The organism is Paramesorhizobium leguminum, from assembly GCF_003217235.1.
Lineage (GTDB): Bacteria > Pseudomonadota > Alphaproteobacteria > Rhizobiales > Rhizobiaceae > Paramesorhizobium > Paramesorhizobium leguminum.
In genome coordinates this window covers 38,567-52,345 of the sequence record NZ_QJTF01000025.1, presented here as the reverse complement: position 1 = coordinate 52,345, position 13,779 = coordinate 38,567, and the positions used below count along the sequence as shown (strand labels likewise).

The following is a 13,779-nucleotide window of genomic DNA, read 5'->3' as shown; positions in this document are numbered from 1 at the left end:
GCGGGCGCCGTCACATCAGGCCGATGCTCTTCATCGCAGCCCTGACCGCCATCCGCGGCAAAAATGATCTGGCCGCGGCATACAAGGCATTCCTCAAAGCCGGGAAGCCAAAGCGCCTCGCTCTTGCAGCCATCATGCGAAAGATCATCATCCGCGCAAACGCCCGCATCCGTGACCAAATCGCTCCCAAGCCGCAACTGACTTGATGACGGCAATATGGCTTTTGACACCAGCCCAAACATTTCTGCCTGCAAGACGATGAAGTTTCAGGCGAAGAACCCGCTCTTCCGTCATTCCTGTGCTTGTCACAGGAATCCATGCCTCAACCTATCCATTCACGACAACGGCGCAAAAGGACACCAAGCAATTCCATCAAAAGAGGAAGCTCTCTAGCGAGCGGGAATCCTGCGTTCTCTATTCGCTATTCGTGCTGGCAACGTATTTTCCCTTTCAATATCATTCTAAAAGTGATTTTAAACCCCATCTCCGCTCATTCAGCCTCGATGGATACCCCATGCTTGAGAAGACATATGACGCCGCGGCCACCGAGCCGAAAATCGCCGAACTCTGGGAGAAGGCGGGCGCCTTCAAGGCCGGAGCCGGGGCGAAGCCGGGCGCCGATCCGTTTTCCATCGTCATCCCGCCGCCGAATGTCACCGGCTCGCTGCATATGGGCCATGCGCTCAACAATACGATCCAGGACATTCTCACCCGCTTCGAGCGTATGCGCGGCAAGAATGTCGTCTGGCAGCCGGGTATGGACCATGCCGGCATCGCCACGCAAATGGTGGTCGAGCGCCAGCTGATGGAGCGGCAGGAGCCGAACCGGCATGTCATGGGCCGTGAAAAGTTTATCGAGCGCATCTGGCAGTGGAAGGATGAATCCGGCGGCATGATCGCCAACCAGCTGCGCCGCCTCGGCGCGTCCTGCGATTGGTCGCGCGAGCGTTTCACCATGGATGAGGGGCTGTCGAAGGCGGTTCTGGAGGTCTTCGTCACGCTCTACAAGCAGGGCCTGATCTACAAGGACAAGCGCCTTGTGAACTGGGACCCGAAGCTTCTGACCGCCATTTCGGATATCGAGGTGGAATCGCGCGAGGTGAAGGGGCATCTCTGGCATTTCCGCTATCCGCTGGAGAACGTGCCGTTCGATCCGGAAAATCCGCACACTTATATCGTCGTCGCCACGACGCGGCCCGAGACGATGCTGGGCGATACGGGCGTGGCGGTCAATCCTGACGATCCGCGCTATCATGCGCTCGTCGGCAACAATGTCGTGTTGCCGCTGGTCGGACGGCATATCCCAATCGTGGCGGACGATTACGCTGATCCGGAAGCGGGATCGGGCGCGGTGAAGATCACGCCCGCGCATGATTTCAACGATTTCGAAGTCGGCAAGCGCAACGATCTGCGCCAGATCAATATCCTGACCGTCGAGGCGGATATAACGCTTAAAGACAACAAGGACTTCCTGGAAGGGCTGGAGAGTTCGAGCCATCTCGATAAGCTCATCCACGATCTCGACGGGCTTGACCGGTTTACCGCGCGCAAGCGCATCGTGGAGATGATGGAAGAGGGCGGTTATCTCGAAAAGATCGAGGACCACACCCATGCGGTGCCGCATGGCGACCGCGGCGGCGTGCCGATCGAGCCGTTCCTGACCGACCAATGGTACGTCAACGCGGCGGAACTCGCCAAGCCGGCGATTGCGGCTGTGCGCGACGGGCGCACGAAGATCATCCCGGAAAACTGGGAAAAGACCTATTTCGGCTGGATGGAGAACATCCAGCCCTGGTGCATCTCGCGCCAGCTCTGGTGGGGACATCAGATCCCGGCATGGTACGGGCCGGATGGGGCCTATTTCGTGGAGCGAAGCGAGGAAGAGGCACAAGCGGCGGCGCGCGCGCATTATGGCGCGGACGTTGCCCTCACGCGCGATTCCGATGTGCTCGACACCTGGTTTTCCTCCGCGCTCTGGCCTTTCTCGACCTTCGGCTGGCCGGAGAAGACGCCGGAGCTTGCCGCCTATTATCCGACCAGCGTTCTCGTCACCGGTTTCGATCTCATCTTCTTCTGGATCGCGCGGATGATGATGATGGGACTGCACTTCATGGATGAAGTGCCGTTCCACACCGTCTACATGCACGCCCTCGTTCGCGACAAGAACGGGGCGAAGATGTCAAAGTCCAAGGGCAACGTCATCGACCCCCTGGAGCTGATCGATGAATATGGCGCGGACGCGCTGCGCTTCACGCTCGCCATCATGGCGGCGCAGGGACGCGACGTGAAGCTCGATCCGGCGCGTATCGCGGGCTATCGCAATTTTGGCACCAAGCTATGGAACGCGACCCGCTTTGCGGAAATGAACGGCGTGGCGCGCGACGAGGGATTCGAGCCCGCGAACGCGAAGCTTGCCGTTAACAGCTGGATATTGACCGAACTGACACGGGCGACCCGCGCCGTTACCGAAGGGATCGCCTCCTACCGGTTCAACGAGGCGGCGGGTGCGGCCTATAAATTCGTCTGGAACCAGTTCTGCGACTGGTATCTGGAACTGCTCAAGCCGATCTTCATGGGCGAGGACGAGGCTGCCAAGAAGGAGGCGCAGGCTTGCGCCGCTTATTGCCTCGATGAGATTTACAAGCTGCTGCACCCGTTCATGCCGTTCATGACGGAAGAGCTATGGGCGCATACGGCGGGCGAGGGGAAGACGCGTCCAACCCTGCTTGCCCATGCCGAATGGCCGGTGCTGGATTTCGCGGATGAGACGGCGGCTGCGGATTTGAACTGGCTGATCGATCTCGTCACCGGAATCCGTTCCGTGCGCTCGGAGATGAATGTGCCGCCATCGGCGCTCGCGCCGCTCATCGTGCTTGGCGCGAACGATACGACGAAGGATCGCCTCACGCGTCACGAAGCGGCGATCAAGCGGCTGGCGCGTGTGGATGCGATCACTTTGGCGCCGGAAGCGCCGAAGGCATCGGCGCAGATCGTCATCGGCGAGGCGACGGCCTGCCTGCCGCTGGGCAGCCTGATCGACCTCAAGGCGGAAGCTGCAAGGCTCGCCAAGGAGGCGGGCAAGATCGCCGGCGAGATCGAGCGCATCGAAAAGAAGCTCTCGAACGAGAAATTCGTCGCCAATGCGCGCGAGGATGTTGTCGAGGCCGAACGCGAGAAACTCGCCGAATTGCGCGAGGCGGCGGAAAAGATCGCGACCGCGCAGAAACGCGTCGGTGGCTAGCGCCCTCCTTCCCCCTTGCGGGGGTGAGGAGCGTTCGGCCATAGGCCGAGGAAAAGCCAACGATTTGGCTTTTCCAGCGACGAACGCCCGCGAAGCGGGCGGATGGGGGTGGAGACGGTTGTGCTCAATTCTGCACCACCCCACCCCGGCGCTCCGCGCCCTTACCCTCCCCGCAAGGGGGAGGGTAAGGGCGCGCCTCGATTCGAAAGGCCGCCCCAGTCTCTCATTGCCGCAACCCTTGCTCCGCTGGATTGCCATTTTCGCCATGATTTGAACAATATGCGGACATTGTTGCGTTCCCGCAACAGCATGCCCTGATCGGCCTAAAACCCCTCGAAATTGGCACTTTTGGCGCTCTCACAAGCAAAGAATCTGCCTATAAGTTCGCTCATCAGGCTGAAAACATGTGTTTTTTACGAAACGTGGTTTTGGCCGATGGAAACGGCATTTTAGCACCCCCTTGCCGGGCATCACTTTCATGTTACGTTTCCGTCAAAATTCGATTGCAGTCATTGATCTGGGGAGGGACAAAATGACCAGGGGAACCACAAAACTCATCGGCGCCGCGCTTATCGTAGCAGGCACTGCCGCCACGGCGCAGGCCGGCGGCATGGAGCGCAGCTCGCAGGATTTCGATATCCTGTTCGAGCCGGGCACGCGCATTGAATCAGGCGTGACCTACGTCAAGCCTGAGCGGAAGCTGAAGAATATTCGGGGGTCGGTAGTAGGGGCCAAGACTGGCGGCATCAATCCTATCACGCGCCGCCCCTACGAGACGGAGACGGGGGAAGCACGCGGCTATGCTGTACCGAAATTCTCCGCCAAGGTCGATCTGACCGATGATCTTGCCTGTGCCGCGCAATATCGCGAGCCGATCGGCATCCATAGCGATGTCGGCACCAACACGGTGGAGATGTACACCAGCATCGAGCAGAAAATCACCTCGCGCGATTACGGCCTCAACTGCTCCTACCGCTTTGCGGCGGGCGAAAAGGGCTTTATCCGTATTCTGGGCGGCGTTTCCTACCAGGAAGTCGAGGGTTATCAGTCCCGCTACCTGCCTGCTGGCTTTCCTCTCCCCTTTGGCGCATCGCTGCCGTTCCGTACCGGCTATCTTAATGTCGAAGACAAGGGCTATGGCTGGCGCCTCGGCGCGGCGTATGAGATTCCGGAATATGCCTTGCGCGCTTCGGTGGTCTACCAGTCGAAGGTAAAGTACGATCTGGAAGGGACGGTCACCGGCCTGTTCCCCATTACCATCCCTGTCGTGGGCGAGGCGGAAGTGCCTGACTCGGTCGAATTCAAATTCCAGACCGGCATTGCGCCGAACTGGTTGGCGTTCGGCTCGGTCAAATGGACCCATTGGTCCAACCAGGACAGCATTGAGTTCCTGAATACCAGCGCGAATCTTCCCGGACCATTCGGCGCAATCCCCGTCGGCGCACGGATCACCGGCCTCGATCTTTACTATCGCGATGGCTGGACGGTTACCGGTGGTGTCGGGCACAAGCTCAACGACCAGTGGTCGGTGGCATCGAGCCTGACTTGGGATCGTGGCACATCGACGGGCCTGCAGTCACAGACGGATACCTGGACCCTCGGTCTCGGCACAACTTATTCGCCGAACGAGCGCATCGAGATTCGCGTTGCCGGTGCCGTCGGCCTCCTGACGTCTGGAACCAAGGATAATACGTTTATCGGCGGCAAGCCTAACCCGACCGGCTCCATCGCCGATTTCGACGATGATTTTGTCGGCGCACTGTCGGTTTCGGCCAAGTTGAAGTTCTAACATCGCCATACGGGCAAAGTGTTGAGAAAGCCCGGTTTTTTAGCCGGGCTTTTTTCTGAAAAGAGTGTTCTTTCAAAGGGGTGAATGGGGGCATGTTTTCCTGCTGTTTAAAGCGCTTTGAGAGATCGGGATTGCTCCTCGATTTCGTGTCGATTCAGCAACACTTGCTTCACCATGAAAGTGCATGAAGGGGTGGTCCGGGCCTTTCGCCAATTTCCCGCCACAAACCCGGAGCACCCGGAAAGGGCGAGGCATATTGTCCGCTTATGTTTGCCAAGAGAAATGCATTGATGCGCGTCGTTAAGCACTTCACAAATCCGGTGTTCGGCCCCGTGGTCGGAATGGCCCTGACGCTCGCCATCCTGTGCGGACAGGCAAGCGCGTTCGACGTGGCGGATGAATCCGAGGGGAGCCGTAGTCCCTTCGAACTCTTCAAGCTCGGTTTTTCCGCCTATAAGAGCGGCCATAAGGATGAGGCGCTCAAGACGCTGCGCTATGCCGCGGATATGGGGCACCAGGGCGCCAAGTGGAAGCTTGCGCGCATGTACGCGGAAGGCGACGGCGTCACCGAAAACGATTTCGAAGCCTATCAGATGTTCGAAAAGATCGTGAGGGACGGAGCGGAGCCCGGCTCGCAGAACGAGAGCTATGTCGCGGATGCGATGGTGGCGCTGGCAGGCTATGTGCGGCGAGGCATTCCGGGTTCGCCGGTGAAGGCCAATCCGGGCGTGGCGCGCCAGCTCTATGTCCAGGCTGCCTCCAATTTCGGCGATCCGGCGGCGCAATATGAATTGGGCAAGATGCTGCTGAAAGGCGAGGGCGGCGCGTCCAATCCCGTGCAGGCCGCCCGCTGGTTCCGCCTGGCCGCCGAAAAGGGCAATGCGAACGCGCAGGCCATGCTGGGCAACATGCTGTTCCAGGCGGGCAAGACGGTGAAGGGCCTCGCAATCCTCACCGCTGCCTTCGAGCGCTGTTCGCCCAAGGATTGCGAATGGATCCGCAACATGCAGGAGCAGGCGTTCTCGGTCGCCGGCGAGGCGGACCGCCGCACGGCGATTTCACTGGCTGGCGATATCGTGAAGACGGGCGATTTTTAGAGTTTGTCAGAGTTAAACTGAAACGGCCGATCTAACTGGGACACCACTCACGCCTACCGGCACCCTTCTTCTCCCCATAAAAGACGGGGAGAAGGTAAGGGTGAGGGCAACTACGCTGGGCTATCCCTGCTCCTTGTCGATCGACATATAATCGAGCGGTAGCTCCGTCGTGTATTTGATCTGCTCCATCGCAAACGACGACGACACGTCGCGAATTTCGATCTTGGCGATCAGTCGCTTGTAGAACGAATCGTAGGCGGCGATGTCGGGGACGACGACGCGCAGGAGATAATCGATATCGCCGCTCATGCGATAGAATTCCACCACTTCGGGGAATTCCGTCACCACTTCCGAAAAGCGCTTCAGCCACTCAAGATTATGGGTGTTGGTGCGGACTGATACGAAAACCGTCACCCGCGCGTTGACGCGCACCGGATCGAGAATCGCCACGCGCCGCTTGATGACGCCGTCCTCCTCCAGCTTCTGGATGCGCCGCCAGCAGGGCGTCGTGGAAAGCCCGACCTTCTTGGCGACATCGGCTACCGCTAACGTCGCATCTTCCTGCAGAAGCCGCAGAATTTTCCGGTCGAGTCTGTCCATGGCATCGCCTCATGTAAAAACAACAAAATACCTTATGCAGCATTGATGCCGGACTATCCAAGATAGCATTTCTACATATAGCCGCATAAGCGAAATTATTTTCCGTTGGATGTCAATTTTTGAACACGCCGCTTCAATTCGGGCACGAGATCGCGTTCAAACCATGGGTTGCGCTTGAGCCAGCCACTGTTGCGCCAGGAGGGATGCGGCAGGGGCAGCACGATGCGCCCCGTCTCATCAGGCGTTTCCAATGCGTCACGCCAGTCCGCCACGGTTTGCGTCAGCGATGCCTTGCGGCGATTGCCCATGTGATAGGCCTGCGCATATTGGCCGATGGCGATGATGAGTTTGAGTTGCGGCATCTCTGCGAACACTTGGGCATGCCAGGTTTCGCGGCATTCGCGGCGCGGCGGCAGGTCGCCGCCTTTTGCATCATAACCCGGAAAGCAGAAGCCCATCGGCACGATGGCGAAAAGGGCCGGGTCGTAGAATTCCTCGCGGGTAACGCCCAGCCATTGCCGCAGGCGGTCGCCAGAGGGATCGTTGAAGGGCAGGCCGGTATTGTGTACGCGAATGCCGGGAGCCTGCCCGCAGATGGCGATGCGCGCCGTCCGCGACATCACACAGACCGGACGCGGCTCGTGCGGGAGCGATCCGCCATGACGCGGGGCGTCTCGGCATACGCGGCACCGCGAGATTTCGGCCCGCAACCGGCATTCAGAAATCACATTCGCTCCAGCTGGCAGTTTTTACCTAAATCCTGCCTGAAAACTTATGCGTTCTTCGGGATCAGGCTTTTTATCCAGAGATAGAGCTTTTCCATGAAAATTTCGAGAGTGGAGGTGGTGTCCGGCGCCTGATGCGCCTTTCGCCAATCCTGCGGGCGTTGGAATGTTCCGGCCCACATGCCGCGCCGCATGGTGCGGGCCATTTCTTCCTCGCCTGCGTAGCGGCCATAGGCCACGGCCCATCCCTTCTCCACCATTTCCCGGTTGAGGTCGGTTTCGCCCATTCGGCAGTCGGCGAGAAGCCGCCGGTATTTGTCAGCGCTCCCGCCGGCGCAACGCACATTGCGACCGCCTATCAGCGATTTTAGCGCGTTGCGGGCATCCGCGCCGCAATCATAGGCCTGTTGCCGGCGATGGCAGGTCTGCTCCATTTCCGGCGCGTCGATCCCTTGCAGACGGATGTGCCGCCTGTTGACGACGAGCGTGTCGCCATCGATGACATAGGCCGGCCCCGTGACCGGTTCCTGAGTGGGGGACGATGTCTCCAGCTTGGCCGTCACAAGCGCGCCAAGCGCAAAAAAGGCGATTGCCAGCAGCCAGCTGAATAATTTGCGCAACAGCGACCGCCGCGGTGGCTCGCGATCATAATACCATCTGCCGCGCCGGTAGATACGATGCATAGAATTCGCTTGGCCTCGAAAAACCGCTGCATTTAAGTAGTTATTCTAACGTAAAACTTGAGGTTCTTTTAATCATTCCTCCATATTCTGCTCGCTGTTATTCAATCCGGGCTGTGGAACAATAGGGTGGACGCTGCGGAAATGACATTGTCATCCCCGCTTATCGACAAGAATGTCGTCGACCGACGCCGCGCCCAGCGGAATCCCGAACTTGCGAAAGCAATGCGGAAGACCCGCGACCGGCTGCTCGAGCAGACCGGCAAGGCCAATTACGAATATGAAATTCTGCGGATATACGCGCGCGCGGTGGCGGCGAGCGCCGTTCCAATAGGTTTGTTTGTTGCCATCGTGGCGGTCGCGGGCTTTACGGTAGGCCTCAAGCAGCAGATGGGGATCTGGTTCGCTCTCTCCGTCGGATGCTCCGCCTTCCTGGCGCTTGCCACCCGCAAATTCATGCGTACGCCGCAGGAAGCGGTCGATGTCGAGCACTGGAAGAATGTCTTCTTTGCCGGGCATGCGTTGACAGGTCTCGGCTGGGCTTATTTCGCGTCGATTCGGTGCACTTCCTGCGGCATCGATTTCTTTCCCTTCGCCCAGGTGCTGGTGCTTCTGGTGGCAATGGCCGCCACCGCCATCATCTGTTCGGCATTGCGCGGGGCGACATTTGCCGCTTTCGCGCTGCCGATCGTGACCTACAGCCTTACCTCCGGTCGGGAACTGCCGCCCACCTTCCACGGCACCATGGTGGTAATGCTGGTCATGGCGCTGATTTTCTTCACCTACATCGCGACCCATTTCAACCGGTCGTCGCGGATGACGCTCGCCTTCCAGAGTGAAAAGGACGGCCTGATCGCGGAACTCGAAACGGCCAACGCCATGTCGGATGAGGCGCGCCGCCGTGCGGAGGAAGCCAATCTGGCCAAATCGCGCTTCCTGGCCTCGATGAGCCATGAGCTGCGCACGCCGCTCAACGCGATCCTTGGTTTCTCCGAGGTCATGTCCAAGGAGATTCTGGGCAAGATGGGCAACGAGACCTACAAGGACTATGCGCGGGATATCCACACCTCCGGCCAGCATCTTTTGAACCTGATCAACGAGATCCTGGATCTCAGCCGGGTCGAGGCGGGGCGCTACGCGCTGAATGAGGAGCCCGTTCGGCTGGTGGATGCGGTGAGCGAAAGCATTCATCTGATGCAGATCAAGCTGCAGAAGAAGAATATCCATCTTACCGAGAATTTCGAGCCGGAATTGCCGCTTCTATGGGCCGATGTCCGTTCCGTCCGCCAGATCGTGCTGAACCTGCTTTCGAATGCGGTAAAATTCACGCCGGCGGGCGGGGAGATCCAGATCAAGGTCGGTTGGACGGCGGGGGGCGGGCAATATATCTCGGTGCGCGATAATGGCCCCGGCATTCCGCAGGAGGAAATCCCCATCGTGCTGTCCGCCTTCGGGCAGGGCAGCATCGCCATCAAGAGCGCGGAGCAGGGCACGGGGCTGGGCCTGCCCATCGTGCAGGCGCTGATGGCCATGCATGGCGGCGAGTTCCGGCTTTATTCGAAACTGCGCGAAGGGACGGAGGGCATCGCCATTTTCCCCGCCGCGCGCGTCATGGAAGCGATGCCCGCGATCAAGCCGAAGGCGCGGCCGGCGAAGCGATCGCGCGCGGCGTAAAGGCGTTAGTCAGGGTTTCAGCTTGACCTCTAGCAGCGCATCGAAGAGCTTTTGCTTATCCGTGGCCGATAGATTGGGCTCCGTGACAGCATTGTCGAAAAGCGCCAAATCACCGGGCTTCATCCCGCCTTGCGACAATACCGTATGCAGTTCCGTCAATATGGCATCGCCGGTTTTGGCGATGCGGGAGCGCAGGATGTCAAGCGGAACAGTTTGCTGCTTCTTTTCCGGGACGGACAGCCAGTCGGCGCGATAGCGATATTGTATGGCCTTGGCGGCGTCGATTTGAGCTTTAAGGAACGGACCCACTGATTTTGGATCGAGACCGATCTTGCGGGCTTGTTCCGTTGATTTCTCGACGACTTTCTTTTCCTGCGCGATATCCTCGACCGGCGAATGGGCGGTGGCCTTATAGGCGGCGACAGCCTTCATATAGGATAAGCGCTGGTTGATGAGATTGAATAATTGCTGGTTTTCCGCCGCGGAAGCACTAAGCGGCAGCATGGCGAAGGCGATCACGCAAAGAATTTTGAGCATGGGACTTTCCTCCGAAGGGGGCTATCTTTCAAGCAGCGCCAGCAGCGAGGATGTATCCCAGCGGCTGCCGCCCATCTTTTGTATTTCCTTGTAGAACTGGTCGACGAGCGCGGTGACAGGGAGCGCCGCGCCGTTGCGGTTTGCTTCGGTGAGGCAGATGCCCAGATCCTTGCGCATCCAGTCCACGGCGAAGCCGAAATCATATTTGCCTTCGTTCATCGTCTTGTAACGGTTCTCCATCTGCCATGAGCCGGCTGCGCCCTTGGAAATGACGCCGATCACCTTCTCGATATCGAGCCCGGCCTGCTTGCCGAAATGGATGCCTTCGGCCAATCCCTGGACAAGGCCGGCAATGCAGATCTGGTTGACCATCTTGGTCAATTGTCCCGCGCCCGATGGGCCCATCAGGCCGACGGAACGGGCATAAGCCTCGATGACCGGGCGCGCGCGTTCGAAAGCCGTTTCCTCGCCGCCGACCATGACCGTCAGCACGCCGTTTTCGGCTCCCGCCTGTCCGCCGGAAACCGGAGCGTCGAGGAAATGAAAGCCTTGGGCTTGAGCCTTCGCCGCAAGCTCGCGGGCAATTTCCGCCGACGCCGTGGTGTTGTCGATAAAGATGGCGTTCCGTTTCATTGCCCGGAACGCGCCATCCTTGCCCGTGGTCACCTGTCGCAGATCGTCATCATTGCCGACGCACGAGAAGACGAAATCCTTGTCCCTTGCGGCTTCCGCCGGGGTGAGGGCTAAATTTCCGCTGAACTCCTTCGCCCATTTTTCCGCCTTGGCCGTGGTGCGATTATAGACGGTCACGTCGTGGCCGCCGCGCGTCTTCAAATGTCCAGCCATCGAATAGCCCATAACGCCTAGACCGATGAACGCCACTGTTGCCATTGTCTGATTCCTCTAGAATAGTGTGAGGGCGCTTTTTCAAGCGCAACCTGAGGGAGGGATAGTTAAGCCAATGCGATGGATCGTCAAAGGCCTTTTATGGCTGCTATTCTTCCTTGTTCCTCTCGCATTGCTGGCTATGGCCGTTCTGTATGTCTGGGTTGCGCGATCAGTCACCCCGGCGAGCGGCGAGGCGCGCCTCACGGGGCTGAGCGCGCCCGTGACCATCACGCGCGACCGCAACGCCGTGCCGCATATCTCGGGCGCATCGCTGGAAGATGTCGCCATGGCGCTGGGCTTCGTCCACGCGCAGGAACGGCTGTGGCAGATGGAAGTTGCGCGCATGGCCGCGCAGGGGCGGCTTTCGGAGCTTTTTGGTGAGCCGGCCATCAACGCCGATCTCTTCCTGCGTACGCTCGATATGCATGGTGCGGCGGCGCAATCATTGCAGGGGCTGAACGAGGGCGACCGCAAGGTGACGGAAGCCTATGCGCGCGGCATCAATGCCTTTCTTGACGCGCCGGGCCGGCCGTTCGCCTCGAAGTTCTCGCCGGAGTTCGTGATGCTCGGTCACATGCCGGAGCCCTGGCAGGCGGCGGATGCGGTCGCCGCCGTCAAGATGATGTCGGTGTCGCTCGGCGGAAACATGACGCAAGAGATCGAGCGGCTCAAATTCGCGCGGCTCGGCATGAATGACGCGGAAATAGACGATCTGCTGCCGCCGCTGAAACAGGATACGCCGCCGCCATTGCCTGAACTCAAGGCCCTGCTGGGGCTCGGCAGCGGCCCGCTCGATACGGCTTTCCTGCCGGAGCAGCATTTTGCCGCGATCGAAGCCATGATGGGCAAGGGCGCATCAAACAACTGGGTGCTGTCGGGGGCGAAGACCGCGACGGACAAGCCGATTCTCGCCAATGACCCCCATCTGGAATTCTCCGCGCCGTCGCTCTGGTATCTGGCGCATTTGCAGGTGAAGGCGCCCGGCGGCGAAGCGCGCAATCTCGTGGGCGCCACCCTGCCGGGCGCGCCGCTCGTTTTCCTCGGGCGCAACGATCGCGTCGCCTGGGGCTTCACGAATACGGACCCGGATGTGCAGGATCTCTTCATCGAGCGGATCAACCCGGAAAACCCGGATGAATATCTGACGCCGGATGGGTACCGGCTTTTCGACAAGCGAACGGAGACAATCCGGGTCAAGGGCGGCCGGGACGTGACCTTCGAGCGCCGCGTCACCCGGCATGGACCCGTGCTGCCTGCCAGCTATCGCGACCTTGCGCGCTATTTGCCCGAAGGCACCGTCGCCGCGCTGCAATGGACGGCGTTTGCCACGGACGACACATCGATATCGGCGGGCTATCGTCTGTGGGATTTCCGGTCGGTTCAGGAATATCTGGACGAGATGCAGGATTTCGTGACGCCGATGCAGTCGATGGTCGTGGCGGATGTCGATGGTAATATCGGTTTGATTGCGCCGGGGCGCGTGCCGGTGCGCGATCCCGCGAATGAAATCATGGGCCGCGCGCCTTCTCCGGGCTGGGATGCGACTTACGACTGGAAGGGCTACATTCCCTATGACGAGCTGCCGCGCCAATATAATCCGCTGCGTGGCGCTATCGGCACCGCCAACAGCAAGATCGTCGATTCGAGTTACCAGCCGTTCCTCACCTTCGATTGGGATGAGCCATGGCGGCAGGAGCGCATCGATACGCTGATGGTCGACAGCAACGTCAAGCAGACGCTTGAAACCAACCGCGAGGCGCAAGGGGACGATTATTCTCCGGCCTATGCGGCGTTGGGGCCGCTCATGCTCGGCCTCATCGAGGGCCGAACGGATGTGGACGCCGAGGCCATCACCGCGCTGAAGCGGTGGGATTACCGGCAGGACAGGATGCGCAGCGAATCGCTCATCTTCGATGCGTGGCTGCGCTATGCCACCAAACGCATCATCGCGGACGATCTGGGCGATGCTTTTCCCGAGTTCTGGAAGGCGCGGGCGGATGCCATGCTGCGCTGGCTTTTACCCGATCCGGCGCGGGACTGGTGCGACGACCGGCTGACGCCGGAAAGGGAAAGCTGCGGCGATGAGCTGGCGCTCGCTTTGCAGGACGCGCTGTCCGATCTGGAAAAGCGCCTCGGCCCTGATCGCAAGATTTGGACCTGGGGCACCTTGCATTATGCCTATGGCGCGCACCGGCCTTTCGCGCGGGTAAAAGCGCTTAGAAGCATTTTCGACGTGAACGAACCGATGTCGGGGGGCGCATATACGCTGGATCGCGGCACTTCCAACTGGAACGATGAGGCCAATCCCTATCGCGCCACGCACGGCACCAGCTATCGTGGCATATTCGACCTGAGCGATCTCGACCGCTCAACCTATATCCAGACGACCGGCCAATCAGGCAATGTGCTTTCACCCTATTATCGCGACATGGCAAAGCGCTGGGAACGGATCGAGGCGGTTCCTATCCCTATTGCTGAGCCGGCCTATCAGGAAGGGTTGATAGGGACATGGCGATTATTGCCGGGAAAGTGAGCAGGCCAGGGCCGT

General features: G+C 59.7%; 10 protein-coding genes and 1 pseudogene. 6 read left to right on the top strand and 5 right to left on the bottom strand.

Going from position 1 to position 13,779, the window contains the following annotated elements; translation table 11 throughout:
- From C7477_RS16510 to C7477_RS16490, 4 genes and pseudogenes are all read left to right on the top strand, one after another.
- Positions 1–206 (top strand): annotated as a pseudogene (locus C7477_RS16510) (IS110 family transposase); the annotation flags it as partial.
- 308 nt (positions 207–514) lie between these two features.
- Positions 515–3,241 carry a valine--tRNA ligase gene (locus tag C7477_RS16505; RefSeq protein ID WP_110754151.1) on the top strand — a complete coding sequence of 909 codons (2,727 nt, stop codon included), beginning with the start codon at positions 515–517 and terminating at the stop codon, positions 3,239–3,241.
- A gap of 532 nt (positions 3,242–3,773) precedes the next feature.
- Positions 3,774–5,030: an OmpP1/FadL family transporter gene (locus C7477_RS16495; RefSeq protein ID WP_110754139.1), complete on the top strand. Its 1,257-nt coding sequence runs from the start codon at positions 3,774–3,776 to the stop codon at positions 5,028–5,030.
- A 290-nt stretch (positions 5,031–5,320) separates the two neighbouring features.
- Positions 5,321–6,127 (top strand): tetratricopeptide repeat protein, encoded by an 807-nt coding sequence (locus C7477_RS16490; RefSeq protein WP_110754149.1) that lies wholly within the window; start codon positions 5,321–5,323, stop codon positions 6,125–6,127.
- 120 nt (positions 6,128–6,247) lie between these two features.
- Here the strand turns inward: C7477_RS16490 and C7477_RS16485 are convergent, their stop codons facing one another.
- From C7477_RS16485 to C7477_RS16475, 3 genes are all read right to left on the bottom strand, one after another.
- On the bottom strand, positions 6,248–6,727 hold the full coding sequence (locus C7477_RS16485; RefSeq protein WP_110754137.1) for an Lrp/AsnC family transcriptional regulator: 480 nt from the start codon (positions 6,725–6,727) through the stop codon (positions 6,248–6,250).
- Between the two features lie 95 nt (positions 6,728–6,822).
- Positions 6,823–7,455 (bottom strand): uracil-DNA glycosylase family protein, encoded by a 633-nt coding sequence (locus C7477_RS16480; protein WP_425373587.1) that lies wholly within the window; start codon positions 7,453–7,455, stop codon positions 6,823–6,825.
- 44 nt (positions 7,456–7,499) lie between these two features.
- Positions 7,500–8,135, bottom strand: a complete 636-nt coding sequence (locus C7477_RS16475) for a thermonuclease family protein (protein WP_110754133.1) — start codon at positions 8,133–8,135, stop codon at positions 7,500–7,502.
- Between the two features lie 141 nt (positions 8,136–8,276).
- On the opposite strand from C7477_RS16475, the gene C7477_RS16470 reads away from it, so the two are divergent.
- Positions 8,277–9,806 carry a sensor histidine kinase gene (locus C7477_RS16470; RefSeq protein WP_110754147.1) on the top strand — a complete coding sequence of 510 codons (1,530 nt, stop codon included), beginning with the start codon at positions 8,277–8,279 and terminating at the stop codon, positions 9,804–9,806.
- A 9-nt stretch (positions 9,807–9,815) separates the two neighbouring features.
- On the opposite strand, the gene C7477_RS16465 is transcribed toward C7477_RS16470, so the two are convergent.
- Both C7477_RS16465 and C7477_RS16460 read right to left on the bottom strand, forming a co-directional pair.
- A complete protein-coding gene (locus C7477_RS16465; RefSeq protein WP_110754131.1) occupies positions 9,816–10,343 on the bottom strand; it encodes a chorismate mutase in 528 nt (175 codons plus the stop codon).
- A gap of 21 nt (positions 10,344–10,364) precedes the next feature.
- Positions 10,365–11,234, bottom strand: coding sequence for an NAD(P)-dependent oxidoreductase (locus C7477_RS16460; protein WP_110754129.1), 870 nt, complete (start codon positions 11,232–11,234; stop codon positions 10,365–10,367).
- 70 nt (positions 11,235–11,304) lie between these two features.
- Here C7477_RS16460 and C7477_RS16455 point away from each other — a divergent pair, with 70 nt between their 5' ends.
- Positions 11,305–13,764, top strand: coding sequence for a penicillin acylase family protein (locus C7477_RS16455; protein ID WP_110754127.1), 2,460 nt, complete (start codon positions 11,305–11,307; stop codon positions 13,762–13,764).
- The last annotated feature ends 15 nt before the right edge of the window (positions 13,765–13,779 follow it).